The following is a 19,677-nucleotide window of genomic DNA, read 5'->3' as shown; positions in this document are numbered from 1 at the left end:
TCCTGAGCTGGTGCGGGGAGCGCGGGGTCAAGGTCGCCGTCTTCCACTACAACTTCTGCGAGCGGACGGCCCCCGGCATCACCCAGGTGATCCGAGAGTTCGCGAACCAAGGCGTCGTCACGCTCGTCGGCTCGCACTCCGCCTCGCACGCGATGGGTGGGCTGCCGCCCGCGATCCAGTACTGGGAGTTGGTGGTGAGCCTGGACTTCCTGAAGCGCGAGGTCGGTCGCTCGGACCCCGTGCTCTCGGTCCCGTACTGGGTGCTGGACGTGAACACGCTGCGGGCGTGCGCGATGGCGGGCGTCCGGATCCTCGTGGACGGGAACGACCCCCTGCAGCTGGGTCCCGGCGCGAGCGGGTGGTCGGCGGTCTCGAGCCTGGCGCGTCGACTGGTGGTGGGTTGGTGGGAGGTGGACGGGCGGCGCGTGTACCGGCTGCCCGCGGTGGCGTGGTCGGACCTCTGGGGGGAGGGCTCATCGGTGGACGAGGCGTGCGAGCGGGTGAGGGGGGCGGTGGCCGAGCTGGTGAAGAAGGGGTGGTGCCGGGAGGGCCGGCTGACGGTGTGGGTGCTGGTGCACCCGTGGGAGCTGGCGCGGTCGGAGTTCCTGCGGTCGTTTGAGGGGTTCTTGGACCGGGTTCGATCGGGCGGGTTGGACTTCGAGTGCAACGGCGTTCGGGTACGGTTCCGGCTGGCGGACCCTCGGGAGGTGGTGGATCATGTGAAGGAGTACGTGGCGCGCTCGCTACCGCGCCCGGACCTGCTGAGGATTCTGCAGGCGGAGGGCTTCCTGGATCCCGGTCAGCTGCGGGCCGAGCTGACGAGGGAGGTGGCGGAGGGCAGGAAGGACGCGGAGAAGGGGCTGCGGGTGCTGGAAACCTGGGAGCGGTGCATGAGGATCCTGTGGGGGATCGACGGGGAGCTGCTGGCGCTGACGCGGGCGGGGCGGGTCACCGGTAGGCTCCGGGAGCTGGTGGAGCGGGTGGTCTCGGAGGTCTGGAACGACGTGGGCGTGTACTCGGCGATCAAGGAGTGGGGTAACCTCGACGCTGCCCTGGTGTTCGCGCAGCGGATGCTCTCGGACGCGATGGAGCTGTCCGGGGCCGTGGAGGAGGCCTTCGCGGGGCTGGTGGCGGCGCGCGGCGGGGGCCGCTCCGAGGGTGGTGGGCGTCGTCGGGGCGTGGTGGTTCTCCCGGCTCCCTTCCGGCGGCGTCGGGAGCGGTCAGATGAGGGTGAGTAGTGCGGCGACGGCCTGTCCCAGCGAGAGCCCGCCGTCGCCGGCCGGGACCTCGTGGTGCTCTCGGAGGCCGGGGACGCGCCGCCGGAGCTCGAGCGTGATGATCTCGTTGTTCATCACGCCGCCGGAGGCGAGGACGGGCTCGCGCTCCCGGTGTTCCTCGATGAGTCGGGCGAAGCCGCGGGCCAGGGCGAGGTGGGCGGTCAGCGCGTAAGCCCGGTCCCCGGTCTCCGCGGCCCGCGCGACGGTCTCGGAGGCGTCGAGCCGACGGTCGTGCTTTAGCTCTAACTCGGGCTTGGGCGCGTCCTTCACGCGGGCCGCGACGGCCTCGAGCTTCATGGCGGGCTCGCCCTCGTACGTGCGCCTGTAGCATACGCCCAGGGCGGCGCTGACCGCGTCGAGGAAGCGGCCGGCGCTCGTGGTGAACAGCTGGGGTCGTTTCAGCTGCGCCAGCAGGACCTCCAGCTCCCGCTCCCCGTGCTTGAGGGCGTCCGGGCGCTCGCGGAGGTGTCGCTCGAGGAGGTCCCGTATCTCCTCCGGGTCCCGGCCGGCGGCGTGCAGGTGCGCGGCGGTCATGCGCAGGGGGTGGTGGGTGGCCGCGTCGCCGCCGGGCATGGGGACGGGCTCGAGGTGGGCGAGTCGCTCGTAGTCGTCGCCCTCTAGGAGGAGGAGCTCCCCGCCCCAGGCGTTTCCGTCCTCTCCGTACCCGTATCCGTCCATTACCAGGGCGAGGAGGGGTTCCTCGGCCGGGTTGAGCCCGTGCTCGGCGGCGCAGGCGAGGGCGTGGGCGTGGTGGTGCTGGACGCGGACGAGCTCCAGGTCGTGCTCCTCGGCCCAGCGCCGGGCGAGCTGGGTGGTGGGGAAGTTGGGGTGCAGGTCGCAGGCGACGGCGTCCACGTCCTCCCAGTCCAGTCGCAGGAGCCGCATCAGGTGCTCCACGGCCCGTTGGAGGAAGTCGAGGGTGGGGGCCCGGCTCGTGTTGCCGATGTGCTGGCTGAGGTACGCCCGACCGCGGTGCAGGAGGCAGGCGGTCACGTCCAGCTCGGGCCCGACGGCGACGACGGTGAGGTCCTTCGGGGCCCAGTCGAGCTCGATGGGCTCGGGTACGTACCCGCGGGAGCGGCGGAGGGGGCGGGGTCTGCCTCCCACCGGGCGGACGACGGAGTCGTCGCAGCGGGCCGCGATCCGGCGGTCGTGGACGAGGAAGTAGTCGGCGACGCCGCTCAGCCGCCGGAGGGCGTCCCGGTTCCGGATGGCCATAGGCTCGCCGGGCGGGTTGGCGGAGGTCATGACGATGGCGGGCTCGTCGAGGAACCGGCGGAACATGATGTGGTGCAGGCCCGCGTACGGGAGCATGACGCCGACGGTGTGGAGGCCGGGCGCCACGAGGTCGGAGAGCGGGAAGGGCTCGCGCTTCGGGAGCACGACGATGGGGCGGACAGGTCCGGTGAGCAGCTCCTCGGCCGCCTCGTCCACGCGGGCGAAGGTGCGGACGTCCTCGAGGGAGCCGGACATGACGGCGAAGGGCTGCTGGGGTCGGTTCAGCCGCTCTCGGAGGCGGCGCACCGGCTCGTCCTCCGTGGTCTTGCACGCCAGGTGGAAGCCGCCGATCCCCTTGATCGCGACGATGCCTCCCTCCTCGATGATCCGGCAGGCCTCGCGGATGGCGGTCAGCTCGTCGTCCTCCACGACCTCCCCCTCGGCGTCGAGCAGCCGGTAGCGCGGTCCGCACCTCGGGCAGCAGGCGACCTGGGCGTGGTACCGCCGGTCCTCGGGGTCCTCGTACTCGCGGCGGCACTCCTCGCACAGTGGGAAGTCGGCCATGGTGGTGTTCTCGCGGTCGTAGGGGATGCCCTCGATGATCGTGAATCTGGGGCCGCAGTTGGTGCAGCCGGTGAACGGGTAGAGGTACCGCCGGTCCCGGGGGTCGAACATCTCCCGGAGGCAGTCCTCGCAGACGGGGGCGTCCGGTGGGATCTGGAGCTCGACCTCGTCCCGGGCCTCGCTCCGTTCGATGCGGAAGCCGGAGCCGGGTTCGATCTCCTCGTCGCAGGGCTCGACGCGGACCTCGCGGACGCGGGCGAGCGGTGGGTGCTCGCGCTGGAGTCGCCGGACGAGCTCGCGGACCTTCTCGCGGTCCGCGAGAACGACGATCTCGACCTCGGAGCCGAGGTTCCGGACGTAGCCGTCCAGCCCCATCTCGGTGCAGAGCCGGTACGCGAAGGGGCGGAAGCCCACGCCCTGCACGATGCCCCGGACGAGGAGCCTCCAGGCCCTCATACTCCGAACCGCTCTTCCTGCCAGTCCTGGTCCTCGAAGTACTCGGAGAGGACCTCGGCGGCGACGCTGGTGGAGACGCCGGTGCGGGCGGCCAGGTGCACGGTGGAGAGGTTCTCGCCGTGGACGGCGAGGACGATGGGAAGCTCCCGCTCCGCCCGCTCGGCGTCGGAGGCGGCGTCCACGAGCAGGCTGATGTCCACCTCGTCCTTCCACTTCATCTTCCGGTTCACGACGCTGCGCTTCGCCAGCTTCTCGGCCACGGAGCCCCCGCGCGGGTGCTTGCTGAGGATGGCCCAGAACCCGCGCTTCAGGACGACCTCCGCGAGGACCTCCTCGTCGTCCAGCGCCCGCTCGCCGAGCCGCGTGGGCTCGCAGACCTCCGGGTCCGGGTGGACGAGGAGGTACCGGACCAGGGTCTTGTAGTACCGCAGGAACGTGCTCTCCGACACGTCCAGCTCGGACATGACGAGCTCCGGGTCGCGCAGCTCGTCCACCAGCTCCAGCGTCTCCATCAGCGACGGCGGGGACAGCGGGTTGGTCACGTAGGGCTCCAGGGAGAGCCGCACCCGCCACTGGTGCGAGGGGAGGAGCCGCGCGTAGGCGAACCCGTGCACCGAGGACTCCACGAACTCGGCGTAGTCCCGCGGGGCGGAGTTGAGCGTGTACCCGATCGTCCGCCCGAGCACGCTGTTCGAGATCGAGCCCTCGGAGGTTCGGACGAAGGACATGTCCGGGCCCGGCTGCCGCCGGATCTCCCCGTCGTTCACCAGGAGCCTGTTCAACCGCCGCAGCGCGCCCTCCAGCGTCCCCGAGTCGTGGACCGCGGCCTCAACAGGCTCCATCGTGTACTCGCCGAGCACCTCCCGGAACAGGCTCGCCTCCCGCAGGGCCGCGACCGTGAGCATCGCCCCCTCCCTCGGGTTACTCAGCCCGGCCAGGATGTCCCGAGCCTTCTCGTACTCCCGGTGCACCAGGAGGGCGGCGGCCGTTGAGATGAGGTACTCGTACTCGTTCGTGATCCGCGCCTCCCGGATGATCCGCGCCAGCCGCTGATAGAGCGTCTTCACCTTCCGCAGCTCCGAGCGCATCTCCATCAGCGTGGCTATCGCGTCGTGATCCAACGCTACTCCCCCATCAGGTTGACCCTTCGGATCAGCTCCTCGAACGCGTTCAGCTCGAACTCGATGACCTCCTCCCGGGTCACCTCACAACTCGCCTCGCCGTCCAGCGTGAGCCGGTCCGGCCCACGCAGCACGATCCTCTCGAAACCGTCTCGTTTTAACAGTTCCTCCGCCGTGGAATCGTGAACCAGCGCCCGTCCGGGGAGCACCACCGTCCGCTCCAGCCCGCTCACGTCCAGCCCCCGCAGATCCTCCTCGGTGATCAGGCACGCGACGTCCTTCTCCACCGCCACCACGCTCACCCGCTCCCCGCCTCGCACGTACCGAAACACCTCCTCCAGCATCGGCGCCGCCACCCGACCCGTGATCAGCGAGCACCGCACCTCCACCTCCGGCAGCAACTCCCCCAACTCCTCCCCCAGCGACCGCAGCGCGAACGGCGCCCCCGTCTCCGGGTCCCACACCGGCGTGCCCGTCACCCGGAAGGAGAACTCCTCGTGCACCTCCGACACGATCCGCCGGAACTCCTCGATCCCGTGCGGCTCCACGTCCAGGACCGGATCGTTGCCCAGGATGATCCCGTGCTCCCGCCGCGTCCCCAGCCGCATCAGCAGGAGCGCGTCGATCCCCAGCTCCTCCAACCACTCGCACGTCTCCCACAGGACCTCCCCGTCGTTCACCCCCGGAATCAGCACGGCCGCCACCATCACCTCCCGACACTCGTCCGCGAACACCTCCAACGCCCGCAACGAGGCCTCGGGCGAGGAATCCCGCATCCACTCCCGCCGCAGCCCCGGGTCCGCGGCGAAGAGCGTGAACGAGACCGACTCCACGCCCAACCGGCACAGCTCCTCCGCCTCCTCCGGGTCCTCGAACCCCTTCCCGCTCGTGTACCCCAGCTTGAACCTCCGCAGCCCCAGCGCGTCCCGGAGCAGCCCCAGTAGCTCCGGCAACCACGGGTAGTTGCTCACGTCCCCGCCCCCGCTCACCTCCACCAGCCCGTCCTCCGGCGGGCCCTGCATGGCCACCGTCATGTGCACCGCCTGCAGCACCGCCTGCGGGGGCCGGAAGGGCCCGTGATCCTCCCACACGCGATCCCGGCAGTACTCGCACCCCACGGTCCCCGGCGGGCAGTGCCGGCACCCGAACGCCCGCTTGCGCCGCCAGTCCACGCCCCGGAAGTAGCAGTACCGGCAGAACCCGCCGCAGTCGACCCCGGGCCGACCCCCCACGTCCGCCAGTACGGGCACCCTACCACCCCGGGCGGCTCCTCGGACCGAGGCGCCCGGCCGGGCCGTCACATGGTTTACCCTCCTACATGATAACACGGAACCGCCGACCGGTAAATATGGAAACCCTTTAAACGCGGGCCGACCCGCCGAACCCCGGGGGTCCCGCCCCATGGCCCGCAGGTTCGAGGACACGGTCGACCTGTACGACGACCGGGGTAACTGCGTCGCCGAGGACGTGCCCATCGAGGTGCTCTCCCCGATGCGGAACGAGGCGATCCAGAGCATCGTCCGGGACATCAAGCGCACCGTGGCGGTCGACCTGGAGGGGATCGAGAACGCGCTCCGGAACGCCGCGGTCGGCGGCAAGATGATGAAGATCCCGGGCCGCGAGCTGGACGTGGACGTGGTGGACAACGCCGAGGCGATCGCGGACAAGGTCGAGGAGATGATCCGCGTCCACGAGGACGACGACACGAACGTCGAGCCCATGTACGACGGCAAGCGACTCCTGGTCCAGCTCCCGACCGAGCGCGTGGAGGTGATGGCGGACCCGTACGCCGGCACCATGCAGGCCGGCATGGCCGTCGTGCACGCGATCATCGACGTGTGCGAGGTGGACATGTGGGACGCGAACATGGTCAAGGCGGCCGTCTTCGGCCGGTACCCGCAGACGATCGACTACCACGGCGGTAACGTCTCCTCCATGCTGGACGTCTCGATGAAGCAGGAGGGCGTTGGCTACGCGCTGCGGAACGTCATGGTCAACCACATCGTGGCCGCCACGCGGAAGAACGCGATGCAGGCCGTGTGCCTGGCCGCGACCCTGGAGCAGACCGCCATGTTCGAGATGGGCGACGCGCTGGGCCCGTTCGAGCGCCTGCACCTGCTGGGCTACGCGTACCAGGGCCTGAACGCGGACAACATGGTCTACGAGATCGTAAAGAAGCACGGCAAGGAGGGCACCGTCGGCTCCGTCGTTCGCGAGGTCGTGGAGCGCGCGCTCGAGGACGGCGTGATCGAGGTTAAGGAGGAGCTGCCGTCCGGCTTCAAGGTCTACAAGGCCAACGACATGGACCTCTGGAACGCGTACGCCGCGGCCGGACTCGTCGCCGCGGTCATGGTCAACCAGGGTGCGGCCCGCGCCGCCCAGGGCGTCAGCGCGACGATCCTGTACTACAACGACCTGCTCGAGTACGAGACCGGGCTCCCGGGCGTCGACTTCGGCCGCGCCCAGGGTACCGCGGTCGGCTTCAGCTTCTTCAGCCACTCGATCTACGGGGGCGGCGGCCCGGGTATCTTCAACGGCAACCACATCGTGACGCGGCACTCGAAGGGCTTCGCGATCCCGCCCGTGGCCGCGGCGATGGCCCTGGACGCCGGCACCCAGATGTTCAGCCCGGAGGTCACTAGCAAGCTGATCGGCGACGTGTTCGGCGAGATCGACGAGTTCCGCGAGCCGATGAAGTACATCATGGAGGCCGCCGCCGAGGAGGCGAAGCGCTAAGGGTCCCGCCCCGCACGCCCCGGACCAATCGTTACGAAACTCGTAACGAGGGGGTCGACCCCGTGCCCGAGCGCGAGCGCCCCCGCCTGCTCGAGCGCCGGGTGCCCAAGGGCGCCAAGCCCGAGATCCAGATCTTCCCGGAGCGCCTCCTCAGCGCCAAGACCGTGGAGCGGCTGCTCAACGCGATCGTCGAGCGCGTCGACGGCATCGGCCGCATCGTCCTCCACGGGCCCGGCCTCCCCAAGGTCGTCCCCTTCGGCCCCGCCCGCGGCGAGCCCGTCAAGCACCCCGAGCGACGTCCCATCCGGATCCAGGACGAAGAGGTCCCCATGAAGGTGCAGACCGGGCAGATCATCATCGAGGTGGAGGACGAGGAGCGCCTCGACGAGATCACCGCGCAGATCGAGGAGATCTGCCGGGAGATCCTCCCCTGCGACTTCCAGGTCCAGACCGGGCGCTTCACCCGACACCGCCCCACGGTGACCGACTACCTCAAGTTCGGGGAGAAGGGCGTGGAGGAGCTGGACGACCGACTCCTGGGCCTCGTGGAACCCCGCGCCCGACTGTCGGACCGGGTGTCGATCCTAAAGGCGAGGAGGAGCGGGGAGGAAGAGGACGAGGAGTAAGGGGGTCACCACCACGCGCGTCGGCCGGGAGACCTACGTGGTCGCCTGCCGCGAGGCCATGGGTATGGGCAAGGGCGGCAGCCTCGCCCAGCGGGGCACCATCGCCGAGGCGGAGCGGAACGAGGTCATCGCCGTCGCCATGTCCCCCGGCGCCCGGCACATCACCAAGCCCGTGTGCGAGATCACCTACGCGCTCCGCGAGGCCGGGATCCACACCAGCGTCCTCGTACTCAACGCGGGCTCCGGCGTGCCCGAGGAGGCTCCCGTCCAGACGGGCTCCACCATGGGCATCGAGCCCCGGGAGGCCGAGTACATCAACCGGCACGAGGTCGCCGTCATCCACCTCGGCAACGTCAAGCAGCACATCGTCTGGAAGGCCCGCCTCATCCTCAAGCACTGCGACGTCCGCGCCGTGATCGTCTGCCAGACGCCCGTCGACTTCGAGGACTTCGCCAAGGTCGGCTGCCGCACCCGCCTCGTCGCCCCGCCCGAGCCCGAGACCCGAGGGATCGTGGACGAGATCGTCACCGGGGTCATCCGCGGCGAGACCGTCCCCGCCTACAAGATCGAGGAGATCGTCGGGAAGGTCCGGCGCGCCCTGCGCCGCGCCCGGGCGTGATTACCGCGACCGGGCGGTCTAAACACCGCGGTACCACGCGCCGTTCCCCAGCGTAACCCCGCCCCCCTTGTCGAAACCCCTTTAAAATTAGGCGGGGACCGCCCCACCGGGGGACTCCCGGATGGCCGAGAACGTGCGCGACGAGATGGCCGAGAAGGCCCAGTTCTACCCGGGCGAGACCAAGATCGCCGAAAACCGGCGCAAGTACATGGACCCGACCCAGGAGCTGAAGCGCCTGCGCGAGATCCCCGACGAGGACATCGTCCGCCTGCTCGGCCACCGCGAGCCGGGTGAGGAGTACCCGAGCGTGCACCCGCCGCTGGAGGAGATGGAGGAGCCGGAGTGCCCGATCCGCGAGCTGGTCGAGCCCACCGAGGGGGCCAAGGCGGGCGACCGGATCCGGTACATCCAGTTCACCGACTCCGTATACTTCGCCCCGATCCACCCGTACATCCGCGCCCGCATGTACATGTGGCGCTACCGCGGCGTGGACACGGGCACCCTGTCCGGGCGACAGATCATCGAGGTGCGCGAGCGCGACCTGGAGAAGATCTCCAAGGAGCTGCTCGAGACCGAGATCTTCGACCCGGCCCGGACCGGCGTCCGCGGCGCGACCGTGCACGGTCACTCCCTGCGACTCGACGAGAACGGCCTGATGTTCGACGCGCTCCGGCGCTACCGCCTGAACGAGGAGACGGGCGAGGTTGAGTACGTCAAGGACCAGGTGGGCGTCGAGCTGGACGAGCCCATCCCCGTGGGCAAGCCCGCGGACGAGGACGAGCTGAAGGAGCGCACGACCATCTACCGGATCGACGGCGTCCCGTACCGGGAGGACGAGGAGCTCATCCAGGTCGTCCAGCGCATCCACGAGCTCCGCACCCTCGCCGGCTACCGGCCGGATGAGGCCGAGGGCAAGTAACCTCACACCCCCCTCACACGCTCCACCCCTCCGAATATTTGGAAACACTTAAGAATCCGGATGAGACCCGCCGAATGGGGTGTGGCCGCATGGCCGAGAAGGAAGAGAAGCTCTTCATGAAGGCCCTGAAGGAGAAGTTCGAGGAGGATCCGGAGGACGTCACCACCCACTTCTACGACTACGGCGGCTGGAAGCAGTCCGAGCGCAAGAAGGAGTTCAAGGAGTGGGCGGACAAGATCGCCGAGGAGCGTGGCATCCCGCACTACAACCCGGACATCGGCGTCCCGCTCGGCCAGCGCAAGCTGATGCCGTACCAGGTCTCCGGCACGGACGTGTTCGTCGAGGGCGACGACCTGCACTTCGTGAACAACGCCGCCATGCAGCAGATGTGGGACGACATCCGCCGCACCGTCATCGTCGGAATGGACACGGCCCACCGCGTGCTGGAGCGCCGACTGGGTAAGGAGGTCACGCCCGAGACGATCAACGAGTACATGGAGACCCTGAACCACGCGCTGCCCGGCGGCGCGGTCGTGCAGGAGCACATGGTGGAGATCCACCCGGGCCTCACCTGGGACTGCTACGCGAAGATCATCACCGGCGACCTGGAGCTGGCCGACGAGATCGACGACCGCTTCCTGATCGACATCGAGAAGCTCTTCCCGGAGGAGCAGGCCGAGCAGCTGATCAAGGCCATCGGAGACCGCGTGTACCAGGTCCTGCGGATGCCGACCATCGTCGGCCACATCTGCGACGGCGCGACCATGTACCGCTGGGCCGCCATGCAGATCGCGATGTCCTTCATCTGCGCGTACAAGATCGCGGCCGGAGAGGCGGCCGTGTCCGACTTCGCCTACGCGAGCAAGCACGCCGAGGTCATCAACATGGGTGAGATGCTGCCCGCCCGGCGCGCCCGCGGTGAGAACGAGCCGGGCGGCGTCCCGTTCGGCATCCTGGCCGACTGCGTCCAGACGATGCGGAAATACCCGGACGACCCGGCCAAGGTCGCGCTGGAGGTCATCGGCGCCGGCGCGATGCTGTACGACCAGATCTGGCTGGGCTCCTACATGTCCGGCGGCGTGGGCTTCACCCAGTACGCGACCGCGGTGTACACGGACAACATCCTGGACGACTACGTGTACTACGGCCTCGACTACGTCGAGGACAAGTACGGCCTGGCCGAGGCCGACCCGGACATGGAGGTCGTCAAGGACGTGGCCACCGAGGTGACCCTGTACGGCCTCGAGCAGTACGAGCGGTACCCGGCCGCGATGGAGACGCACTTCGGCGGCTCCCAGCGAGCCGCCGTGGTCGCGGCCGCGTCCGGCTGCAGCGTGGCGTTCGCGACCGGTCACTCGCAGGCCGGCGTGAACGGCTGGTACCTGTCGCAGCTCCTGCACAAGGAGGGTCACGGTCGACTGGGCTTCTACGGCTACGACCTGCAGGACCAGTGCGGCGCGGCCAACTCGCTGAGCGTGCGGAGCGACGAGGGCCTGCCACTGGAGCTCCGAGGACCCAACTACCCGAACTACGCGATGAACGTGGGTCACCTCGGCGAGTACGCGGGCATCGTGCAGGCCGCGCACGCGGCGCGCGGCGACGCGTTCTGCGTCAACCCACTGGTGAAGGTGGCGTTCGCCGACCCGGACCTGGTCTTCGACTTCACGGAGCCGCGCAAGGAGTTCGCCAAGGGCGCGCTGCGGGAGTTCGAGCCGGCCGGCGAGCGGGACATCATCATCCCGGCCGAGTAGGCCGGGAACGCCCCCGACCCCCACACAACCTTTTTAAACGCCGGAACCGCGGATCGTTTCGTGGGGCGTAACGTAACCTCCGTTTACCCCCGTTCAACCTACGTTCAGGGGGATCATCCCCTTGGTCGGCCTCACGGAGATCGGGCTGACCGCGGCCATGGGCGCGCTGGCCACCATCGCGGGCGCGTTCGAGGACGCCGAGTCCGACGTGGGCTCGCAGTCCAACCCGAACTCGCAGGTCCAGCTGGCGCCCCAGATGATGAACTTCCACCGGTACTTCAACAAGGCCATCTCCGGCGAGCCGGTCTCCTACATGATGTACGGCGCGGTGGCCGGCACGGTCACCTGGGTCATGATGACGAAGTTCGGCCTCCCGTTCCTCGCCGCGGCCGCGATCGGCGTGGGCGTGAACGCGCTCATCCACATGGCCTTCGCGACGACCGCCCACCTGGGCAGGATCGCCAGCGCGGCGGAGTTCGGGCACCCGATCTACCTGGACGTGGTCCTGTCGCACCTGGGCCCGATCGCGGGGTTCGGAGGGATCGCGACCTTCGCGATCATCTCCCTCGCGTACCTGCAGTGGTCCGCCCTTAAGCACCCGTTCCCGCTGCCCCTGCTGGCCGCGCTCTGGGGCGTGACGGTGGGCGCGATCGGCTCCTCGACGGGCGACGTGCACTACGGTGCCGAGCGACTGTACCAGCACTACCCGTTCGGCGGCGGTGTCCCGGTGGCCGCGCACGGTAACATCACGCGGAAGGCGGAGACGGGCATCCGGAACTCCATGGACAGCGTGTACTTCTGCGCGAAGTACGGGTGCCCGCTCACGGGGCTCTGCTTCGGCCTGGTCGTGTTCTTCAGCACGTGGGCCGGCCTGTTCGGCCAGTGGGGCGCGGTGATCGCGATGCTCCTGGTCACGCTCGGCTGCCTGATCGTGAGCAACCGGATCGAGAAGCGGGCGCGGGAGAACTACGGCACGTACGAGGACGTGGAGCTGGACGAGATCTGCGACGCGGTGTAGGGGGGACCCGACCGTGGGTGAGGGCGCCAAGCTGAACGCGCGCGGCCTCGGCCTGGCCATCCCCCTCCTCGCCGTCGCCTTCGCGATGGCCGCCGTCAACTGGACCGCGGTGAGCAAGCTGTGGGCGACGCTGATCCTGATCACCTACGGCAGCATCCTCGTGAACGTGGGCGTGCACTACGTGCCCGTGGGCGGCGCGCCGGCGGCCATGGCGACGGCGACGGGCGTGGGTACGGGTACGACCCAGCTCGCCGCGGGCTCCGGACTGACGGGACTCATCACGGCCGCCGCCATGAGCGACAAGCCCTTCGCGGTCATCCTGGCGAACGGGGCCGCCGGCGCGGCGGTGATGATGGCGATCACGATGCTCGTGGGTAACCTGATCTACGTGTACGGCGTCGGCTGCCCGCCGTGCTCGGCCAAGGTGGACCGGGACCCGCTCACGGGCTGGGACCAGGAGCCCTACGTGACCCCGGGTACGGAGGGTCACGGGATCCCCACGGTCAGCTTCGTGAGCGGGATCTTCGGGGGCCTGCTCGGCGGGACGGGCGGCGCGATGACGTACTTCGCCCTGTACAAGGTGCTCGGCATGAGCGCGGCGCTCGCCGGGGTCCTGGCCATGGGGTTCTTCTACGCGAACGCCGTGCTGGCCTCCTACAACATCGGCGGCACGATCGAGGGGTACCACGACCCCAAGTTCACGCGGGTGCCCCGGGCCGCGGCGTGCTCGATCGCGTTCGGGATCGTCGCGTCCATCATCGCCTACGTGATGAGCACGTACGTGTAGGGGGAGTCCCCCTTGCTCGCCCGAACCCTGCTCCTGTCGGCGGTGGCCCCCGGCGGTGAGGAGGAGGAAGAGGAGGTGGAGGTGGCCGTCGCGATCCCGCCGTGGAAGCTGATCCTCGCGGGCGTGGTCTCTGGGATCGTGGGGATCTCACTCGCCTGGGTGCACCCGGTGATCCCGGCGATCGCGGCGATCCCGGTGATCATGTGGGGCGCGGACGCGGTGCGCCGCGTGGCCGGGTACGGTCTGGGTACGGGCGTCCCGTCCATCGGGTACATGGGACTGGGCGGCGGCTCGGTGGCCGCGCTACTGGCCGTGGCGATGACCAACGTCACGTACGCGCCGATCGCGGCGGCGGTCGGCACGATCCTGGGGGCCGCGATCGGCGCGCTGCTGGGCGTGCTGGACCGGCGCGTGATCAAGATGAAGATCCCGGTGATGGAGCGGTGCAGCACGGAGATCGTGGCGGCGGGCACGCTGGCCCTCATGTGCCTGATGGCGGCCGTCGCCGGGGACTTCACGTGGTCGGCCGTGTACTCCCGGGTGATTCGGACGGGGATCATCGCCGTGCTGTGGGTGGCGTGCGCGCTGTCGCTGCTGCACCCGTACAACGCGTGCCTGGGGCCCAGCGAGACGCAGGAGCGGACGCTGTCCCTGGCCGCGGAGTGCGGGTCGATCAGCGCGATCGTGGCCGGGCTGGCGTCCGCGAACCCGATCGTGCTGATCGCCGGCGGGATCGCGTGGCTGATCTCGTTCTGGAAGTTCTGGGGTTACACGAAGCGGGACGCGGCGGACGTCGTCTGGACGGGCGTCGTCCCGAAGGGTGAGTAGGGGGTAGCGTCCCGTGGCGATCGCGATCGTGGATCAGGACGCCCAGATCGCGATGGACGCGGTCACGGGCGCGGTCGCGGAGTGGCGGGAGGACGTGGTGACGCTGGACGTGATGCCCCTGTACGAGGAGGTGGAGCGGCTCGACGAGTACGTCACCGACATGATGCGCGCGCTGGACCCGTCCACGACCACGTGGGGCACGCTGCCGGGTCGAGAGGGCGTGCACGGCACGGCCGCCTTCCTCACCAACTTCACCCACGGCTTCGCGATCGGGGTGATCCTGGTCGCGCTCGTGGCGTTCACGCTCGCCGCGGTGTACAAGATGCACCTGCTTCGCATGATGGGCATCTAGGGGGTGAGGTTCCGTGCCCGAGAAGAAGGAGCCGGCGGAAGGCTGGCCCGTCGTGGAGGGGGACTACGTCGTCGGGGACCCGGAGGCGCCCGTGCACGTGGTCACGCTCGGTTCGCACATCGAGGAGGACATCCTGAAGGCGGCCGGGGAGGACAAGGTGGCCATCGCCGGCCCGTGCAAGACGGAGAACATCGGTATCGAGAAGGTAATCGCCAACGTGATCGCCAACCCGAACATCCGGTTCTGCGTGCTCTGCGGCGCGGAGGTGACGGGGCACCTCACGGGCCAGTCGTTCAAGGCGATGTACGAGAACGGGGTCGACCCGGACTCCGGTGAGATCATCGGGGCGGAGGGGGCCATCCCGTACTTGGAGAACCTGCCGGAGGAGGCGATCGAGCGGTACCGGGACCAGATCGTGGAGCTCGTGGACCTGATCGACGTGGAGGACGTTGACGAGATCGTGAAGGCGATCGAGGAGTGCGTGGAGAAGGACCCGGGGGCCTACGAGGAGGGGCCGATGACGGTCTCGCTCGAGGAGGAGGAAGAGGAGGAGCTCGCCGAGGTCGCCGGCATGCCGGTGTCCGCGGAGACGGTCACGGTCGAGTACCGGGTGAACGACGTGCGGCTGGGCGTCAAGAGCGTGGGCGCGATGCAGCGCTACATGGCCGGCTACCTGTCCGGACGCACCATGGGCCTGCTGTTCGGCCTGGTCTCCGGGCTGGTGTTCCTGTTCGTCCCCCTCGTCCTGCTGGGAGCGTAGGGGGGAGCACCCGTGGCCGAGGAAGAGGTCCCCAAGATGATCGCGCCCGAGGACGACATTCGGGAGATCCACTCGCGCCTGGACGAGATCGAGCGGCGTCTGGACTTCGTGTGGGGTGAGGTCTACCAGCGCTTCGGCAAGCGCATCGGCCGGGACATCGGGATACTGTACGGGCTCGTGATCGGTCTGTACCTGTGCATGCTGTACCTGCTGCTGGGGGCAGCCTTCCGATAGGGTGCAACCTTGGGGGTGATGTCCGTTGTTCTACTTCCCGGGTAAGGAGCAGAAGGTGGTGGACATCTGCGGGGTGAAGATCGGGGGTCAGCCCGGAGAGTACCCGACGGTGCTCGCCGGCACGATGTTCTACGCCGGGCACAAGATCGTGAAGGACGAGGAGAAGGGCGAGTTCGACGAGGAGAAGGCCGAGGAGCTCATCAAGATGGAGGAGGAGCTGGCCGACGAGACCGGTAACCCGATGATGGCGCACATCATGGCCGAGTCGGAGGAGGCCATGATCCGGTACCTGGACTGGGTCGCCGACGTGACCGACGCGCCCATCATCGTGGACTCCACCGAGGCCAACGTGAAGATCGCCGCGGTCAAGCACGCGCAGGAGGTCGGCCTGGCCGAGCGGATCGTGTACAACTCGATCAACGCGTCCGCCGAGGACGAGGAGATCCAGGCGATCAAGGAGTCCGACTGCAACTCCGCCATCGTCCTGGCCTTCAACCCGATGGACTCGTCCATCGAGGGGCGCCTGAAGATCCTCACGGAGGGCGAGGAGGGCGTCTCCGAGCAGGGCATGCTGGAGATCGCCGACGAGTGCGGCATCGAGAACCCGCTGATCGACACCGCCGCCACGCCGTTCGGCTCGGGTGCGGGCCAGTCCGTGAAGGCCGTGATCGCGGTCAAGGCCAAGCTAGGCCTGCCCGTCGGCGGAGCGCCGCACAACATCCCGTCCGCCTGGGACTGGATGCGGGAGCTGAGGAAGAAGCTCCGCGAGGAGGGCAGGGAGGACTGGGCCAAGATGATGTGGGAGTCCGTGGACTGGGGCTCCAACATCCTCGAGAACATCCTAGGGGCCGACTACCTGCTCTTCGGACCCATCGAGAACGCGCCGGCCATCTGGGCGGCAGCGGCGATGATCGACGCGCTGATCGCCGAGGCCAACGAGGACATCGGCATCGAGCCGCAGGTCGAGGACCACCCGGCCAACATCGTCCGCTAGTCCCCACGTCCCCACAGTCCCCTTTTCTTCACCTCCCCCAGCACCTCCCGCGCGTACCGCACCACGTACGGATTCTCGTCCGAGAAGCGCCCCTCGTACCGCCGCAGCGTCTCCTCGATCCGTTCCCAGCACTCGTCCGGCACCCGACCCGTCGTTGCGTCCCACCCCAGCAGGTTCTTCACCCGCTTCAACCACTCCGACGCGCCCTTCGCCCCGTGCCTCAGCATCGCCTCGATCCACTCCTCGTTCGCCAGCTTCTGATCCACCAACCGCCGCAGCTCCTCCTCGATCGACCGCGTGAGCACCCGGTTCGGGTCCGTCACGTCGTGATGGTAACACTCCACCCGCTCCCCCGAGAGCTCCTCCGCCGCCGCGACCATCCCCCCGTGGAACGCGAAGTGGCAGCAGCAACCGAGGAGATCCCACTCGTGCGAGGACTGCGCGACCGACACCGCCCGCACGTTGGACAGCGCCCGCTCGAACTCCTTGAAGGCCTCCTCGCCGAACGCGTCCCGACCGTAGGCGTACCCACCCCACCGCACGTACACCCGCGCCAGGTCCGACCGATCCTCCCACGCGGACGCGTGCACGGCGTAGTTCACGCCCGCCCCGTACGCCCCCGGCGGGTCTCCGAAGACGCGGTGACCGCCCCCGTGCCGCCTCACGAAGTTCTCCTCCTCCGACTCGTCCCGGTTCCGAACCAGCTCGAACGCCTCGTCGAGGAGCTCGATCAGGTTCGGGAACGCGTCCCGGAACATCCCGCTGATCCGGACCACCACGTCCACCCTCGGTCGGCCCAGTTCCTCGACCGGGACCACCTCCAGCCCCCGAACCACGCCCGCTCCATCCCACCGGGGCCGCACGCCCAGCAACCACAGGACCTGCGCCAGCACCTCACCGCCCGTCCGCATCACGTCCGACGCCCAGAGCACGATCCCCACCGCGCGCGGGTACCCGCCCCGGTCCTCCCGGTACCGCTCCAGCGTCCTCTCCGCGAGCCGCCGGCCCACCCGCCAGGCCCGCCGGGTCGGCACCTTCCGCGGGTCCACCGAGTAGAAGTTCTTGCCCGTGGGCAGGACGTCCACGTCGCCCCGCGTGGGGTTGCCCGAGGGACCCGGCTCGACGAACCGCCCCTCGAGCGCCCTCACCGTGACCTCCAGCTCCCGCTCGCACGCGAGCAGCCGGCGGAGCACCGAGCGCGCGAACTCCCGGGCCTCCTCCGGGACCGCCTCCCGCACGCGCTCCTTAAGATCCAAACCGGACCCCGCCCGCACGCCGTACCACGAAACGTTACTAAGGTAACACCGAATAAGCCTTGAGGGGGTTATCGTGCGAGCCCTCTGCGTGTGCTCCCGCGTCATGCTCCGGGCCGCCCGGCGCGTGGCCGAGCGACTCCCCTTCGACCTCGAGGTGGCGACCCAGGACGACGCGCCCGAGTCCGGGGACTACGACCTGATCGTCCTGCTCCGCGTCACCCGGCCCGTCGTCCCGGACGAGAGCGCGGAGATCGTGGCCGTGCCCGTCGACGGCTCCACCGGGGTTCAGTCCCTGAACACCGTGCCCGACCGGGTCGTCGACCGCGTGCGGGAGTACGTGGAGTACGGCGGGGAGCGGAACCTGGAGCACGCCCTCCGCTACCTGGCGAGCGAGGTGCTCGGGCTGGACCTGGGGTACGAGCCCCCGGAGGAGCGACCGTGGGACGGCCTGTACCACCCGGATCGCGGCCCGCTGGAGGGGCCGCCCGGGCCCTCCGACCGGGAGACGGTCGGGGTCTACCTGAGCCGGGAGATGTGGGTCTGGGGCTGCACCGACGTCCCGGACCGGCTGATCCGGGAGGTCGAGCGCGCGGGCGGTCGGGCCCTGGGCGTGTTCACCAGGCCGGGCCGCGGGCGCCCGCTGGACGAGCTCCTCACGGTGGACGGAGAGCCGGTCGTGGACGCGCTGCTGGTCGTCAAGAAGCCCTCCTTCAGGCGAGGGTACGAGCGGGGCTTCGAGGCGCTCCGCCGGCTCGGTGTGCCCGTGATCAACGCGGTGATCTCCTGGTACCGGTCCCGGGGGGAGTGGCGCGAGTCGGAGCAGGGGCTGGGCCCGGGCGACCTGGCGTACGGGGTCGCGATGGGCGAGCTGCAGGGTCGGGTCGATCCGATTCCGGTCGGGTTCAAGGCCGAGGACGGCTACGAGCCGGAGCCCGGGCGGTGCCGGCTGGCGGCCCGGCGGGCGCTGCGCTGGGCCCGGTTGCGTCGGAAGCCGCCGGGGGAGCGCCGCGTGGCGGTCGTCCTGAACAACGGGATCTGCTCGCAGGGGGAGGCCGGGATCGGGTCGGCGATGGGGTTGGACACGTTCGAGAGCCTGGCCCGGTTGCTGCGGCGGCTGCGGGAGGAGGGATACCGGCTGGACTGGGTGCCGGAGGACGGTCGGGAGCTGGAGCGGGAGTTCTTCCGGCGGCGGGCGTTCAACGAGTTCAAGGGCACGACCGTGGAGGACATCCTGGCCGCGGGCGGCGCGGTGGATCTGGTCCCGCTGGACCGGTACCTGGAGTGGTTCGAGGAGTTGCCGGAGGAGCTGCGGGAGCGGATGGTGGAGGAGTGGGGTGAGCCGCCCGGGGACGCGATGGTGGTGGACGACTGCATCGTGATCGCGGGGATCCGGACGGGGAACGTGTTCCTCGGGGTGCAGCCGAAGCGGGGGTGCGCCGGGACGGAGTGCAGCGGGGAGGTCTGCAGGATCCTGCACGATCCGCACTGTCCGCCGACGCACCATTACTACGCCTTCTACCGGTGGATCCGGGACGAGTTCCGGGCGGACGTGCTCCTGCACGCGGGGACGCACGGGACGGTGGAGTGGCTGCCGGGGAAGTCGGTGGGGCTGTCCGAGGCGTGCTGGCCGGAGGTCTGCGTCGGGGACCTGCCGGTCGTGTACTGGTACGTCGTGAGCAACCCGTCCGAGGGCACGCAGGCGAAGCGGCGCGGGTACTCGACGCTCGTGGATCACTGCCCGCCGCCGCTGGGGGAGGCGGAGGCGGGGGTGAGGGAGCTGGAGGAGCGGCTGGAGGAGGCGGAGCGGTCGGGAGAGGTGGACCCGCGGTTGTTCGAGGAGTGGGAGGCGCGGGCGGGCGCGTTCATCGAGAGGGGACTGCACGTGATCGGGGAGCCGCCGCGGGATCCCGGGCTGCTCTCGGAGTTCCTGTACGCGCTCTGCCGGAACCGGCTGCGGGAGCTGATCGCCCGGGAGCTGGGGGTGGACCTGGGGAAGGCGCTCGAGCGCCCCGGGGAGGAGAACGAGGAGCTGGGGGTCACGAACCGGGAGCTCGTTCGGGCGATCGATGAGGTGGTCCGGGAGGTGTGTGAAGGGGTGGTGGAGGAGGAGCTCGGGTCCGAAAGGGATAATCCGGTCGGGTGAGCCCCGCACCGGGGCCGT

General features: G+C 69.5%; 17 protein-coding genes and 1 pseudogene. 14 read left to right on the top strand and 4 right to left on the bottom strand.

Annotation, left to right across the window (positions count from 1 at the left end):
* Window positions 1-1,238: polysaccharide deacetylase family protein (locus ACXJJV_RS04180; protein ID WP_456466919.1), on the top strand; the 1,238-nt coding region annotated here is incomplete at its 5' end.
* Here the strand turns inward: ACXJJV_RS04180 and hypF are convergent.
* From hypF to mmp10, 3 genes are read right to left on the bottom strand one after another with little or no spacing between them, the layout of a single operon-like run.
* Window positions 1,221-3,515 (bottom strand): carbamoyltransferase HypF, encoded by a 2,295-nt coding sequence (gene hypF / locus ACXJJV_RS04175; protein WP_456466918.1) that lies wholly within the window; start codon window positions 3,513-3,515, stop codon window positions 1,221-1,223. The two genes, ACXJJV_RS04180 and hypF, sit on opposite strands and share 18 nt — an antisense overlap.
* Window positions 3,512-4,636 carry a hypothetical protein gene (locus ACXJJV_RS04170; RefSeq protein WP_456466917.1) on the bottom strand — a complete coding sequence of 375 codons (1,125 nt, stop codon included), beginning with the start codon at window positions 4,634-4,636 and terminating at the stop codon, window positions 3,512-3,514. The genes hypF and ACXJJV_RS04170 overlap by 4 nt, the downstream gene beginning before the upstream one ends.
* A 2-nt stretch (window positions 4,637-4,638) precedes the next feature.
* On the bottom strand, window positions 4,639-5,886 hold the full coding sequence (gene mmp10 / locus ACXJJV_RS04165; RefSeq protein ID WP_456466916.1) for a methyl coenzyme M reductase-arginine methyltransferase Mmp10: 1,248 nt from the start codon (window positions 5,884-5,886) through the stop codon (window positions 4,639-4,641).
* Between the two features lie 151 nt (window positions 5,887-6,037).
* Here mmp10 and mcrB point away from each other — a divergent pair, with 151 nt between their 5' ends.
* The 12 genes and pseudogenes from mcrB to mtrH all read left to right on the top strand — a co-directional run bounded on the left by mcrB (window position 6,038) and on the right by mtrH (window position 16,260).
* Window positions 6,038-7,372, top strand: coding sequence for a coenzyme-B sulfoethylthiotransferase subunit beta (mcrB, locus tag ACXJJV_RS04160; RefSeq protein ID WP_456466915.1), 1,335 nt, complete (start codon window positions 6,038-6,040; stop codon window positions 7,370-7,372).
* 62 nt (window positions 7,373-7,434) lie between these two features.
* A complete protein-coding gene (mcrD, locus tag ACXJJV_RS04155) occupies window positions 7,435-7,998 on the top strand; it encodes a methyl-coenzyme M reductase operon protein D (RefSeq protein ID WP_456466914.1) in 564 nt (187 codons plus the stop codon).
* A gap of 19 nt (window positions 7,999-8,017) precedes the next feature.
* Window positions 8,018-8,617, top strand: a pseudogene (gene mcrC / locus ACXJJV_RS04150) (methyl-coenzyme M reductase I operon protein C); the annotation flags it as partial.
* A gap of 145 nt (window positions 8,618-8,762) precedes the next feature.
* Window positions 8,763-9,536 (top strand): coenzyme-B sulfoethylthiotransferase subunit gamma, encoded by a 774-nt coding sequence (mcrG, locus tag ACXJJV_RS04145; protein ID WP_456466927.1) that lies wholly within the window; start codon window positions 8,763-8,765, stop codon window positions 9,534-9,536.
* Between the two features lie 89 nt (window positions 9,537-9,625).
* Window positions 9,626-11,287, top strand: a complete 1,662-nt coding sequence (mcrA, locus tag ACXJJV_RS04140; protein WP_456466913.1) for a coenzyme-B sulfoethylthiotransferase subunit alpha — start codon at window positions 9,626-9,628, stop codon at window positions 11,285-11,287.
* Window positions 11,288-11,408: 121 nt separating this feature from the next.
* Window positions 11,409-12,305 (top strand): tetrahydromethanopterin S-methyltransferase subunit E, encoded by an 897-nt coding sequence (gene mtrE, locus ACXJJV_RS04135; protein ID WP_456466912.1) that lies wholly within the window; start codon window positions 11,409-11,411, stop codon window positions 12,303-12,305.
* Window positions 12,306-12,390: 85 nt separating this feature from the next.
* The gene (mtrD, locus tag ACXJJV_RS04130; RefSeq protein WP_456466926.1) at window positions 12,391-13,092 is read left to right on the top strand and encodes a tetrahydromethanopterin S-methyltransferase subunit D; all 702 of its coding nucleotides are present in this window, start codon (window positions 12,391-12,393) and stop codon (window positions 13,090-13,092) included.
* Between the two features lie 12 nt (window positions 13,093-13,104).
* Entirely contained in the window at window positions 13,105-13,920 is an 816-nt protein-coding gene (gene mtrC / locus ACXJJV_RS04125) for a tetrahydromethanopterin S-methyltransferase subunit MtrC (RefSeq protein WP_456466911.1), read from the top strand.
* 13 nt (window positions 13,921-13,933) lie between these two features.
* A complete protein-coding gene (gene mtrB / locus ACXJJV_RS04120) occupies window positions 13,934-14,272 on the top strand; it encodes a tetrahydromethanopterin S-methyltransferase subunit MtrB (protein WP_456466910.1) in 339 nt (112 codons plus the stop codon).
* Window positions 14,273-14,285: 13 nt separating this feature from the next.
* The gene (gene mtrA / locus ACXJJV_RS04115) at window positions 14,286-15,032 is read left to right on the top strand and encodes a tetrahydromethanopterin S-methyltransferase subunit A (protein WP_456466909.1); all 747 of its coding nucleotides are present in this window, start codon (window positions 14,286-14,288) and stop codon (window positions 15,030-15,032) included.
* Between the two features lie 12 nt (window positions 15,033-15,044).
* Window positions 15,045-15,266: a tetrahydromethanopterin S-methyltransferase subunit MtrG gene (gene mtrG / locus ACXJJV_RS04110; protein WP_456466908.1), complete on the top strand. Its 222-nt coding sequence runs from the start codon at window positions 15,045-15,047 to the stop codon at window positions 15,264-15,266.
* A 25-nt stretch (window positions 15,267-15,291) separates the two neighbouring features.
* Window positions 15,292-16,260 carry a tetrahydromethanopterin S-methyltransferase subunit H gene (mtrH, locus tag ACXJJV_RS04105; protein ID WP_456466907.1) on the top strand — a complete coding sequence of 323 codons (969 nt, stop codon included), beginning with the start codon at window positions 15,292-15,294 and terminating at the stop codon, window positions 16,258-16,260.
* Here the strand turns inward: mtrH and ACXJJV_RS04100 are convergent.
* Window positions 16,257-17,621 (bottom strand): cobaltochelatase subunit CobN, encoded by a 1,365-nt coding sequence (locus tag ACXJJV_RS04100; protein ID WP_498043500.1) that lies wholly within the window; start codon window positions 17,619-17,621, stop codon window positions 16,257-16,259. The two genes, mtrH and ACXJJV_RS04100, sit on opposite strands and share 4 nt — an antisense overlap.
* On the opposite strand from ACXJJV_RS04100, the gene ACXJJV_RS04095 reads away from it, so the two are divergent.
* Window positions 17,590-19,659, top strand: a complete 2,070-nt coding sequence (locus ACXJJV_RS04095) for a cobaltochelatase subunit CobN (protein ID WP_456466905.1) — start codon at window positions 17,590-17,592, stop codon at window positions 19,657-19,659. The two genes, ACXJJV_RS04100 and ACXJJV_RS04095, sit on opposite strands and share 32 nt — an antisense overlap.
* Window positions 19,660-19,677 lie beyond the last annotated feature (18 nt).

Source organism: Methanopyrus sp. (assembly GCF_053997775.1).
The sequence above is the reverse complement of the archived record's forward strand: the minus strand, read 5'-3'. Positions and strand labels throughout refer to the sequence as shown.

Coding starts and splice junctions, on each gene's coding strand:
- hypF (WP_456466918.1), bottom strand. CDS start 3,515: ATGAGGGCCTGGAGGCTCCTCGTCCGGGGCATCGTGCAGGGCGTGGGC.
- mcrB (WP_456466915.1), top strand. CDS start 6,038: ATGGCCCGCAGGTTCGAGGACACGGTCGACCTGTACGACGACCGGGGT.
- mcrG (WP_456466927.1), top strand. CDS start 8,763: ATGGCCGAGAAGGCCCAGTTCTACCCGGGCGAGACCAAGATCGCCGAA.
- mcrA (WP_456466913.1), top strand. CDS start 9,626: ATGGCCGAGAAGGAAGAGAAGCTCTTCATGAAGGCCCTGAAGGAGAAG.
- mtrD (WP_456466926.1), top strand. CDS start 12,391: ATGGCCGCCGTCAACTGGACCGCGGTGAGCAAGCTGTGGGCGACGCTG.
- ACXJJV_RS04100 (WP_498043500.1), bottom strand. CDS start 17,621: ATGACGCGGGAGCACACGCAGAGGGCTCGCACGATAACCCCCTCAAGG.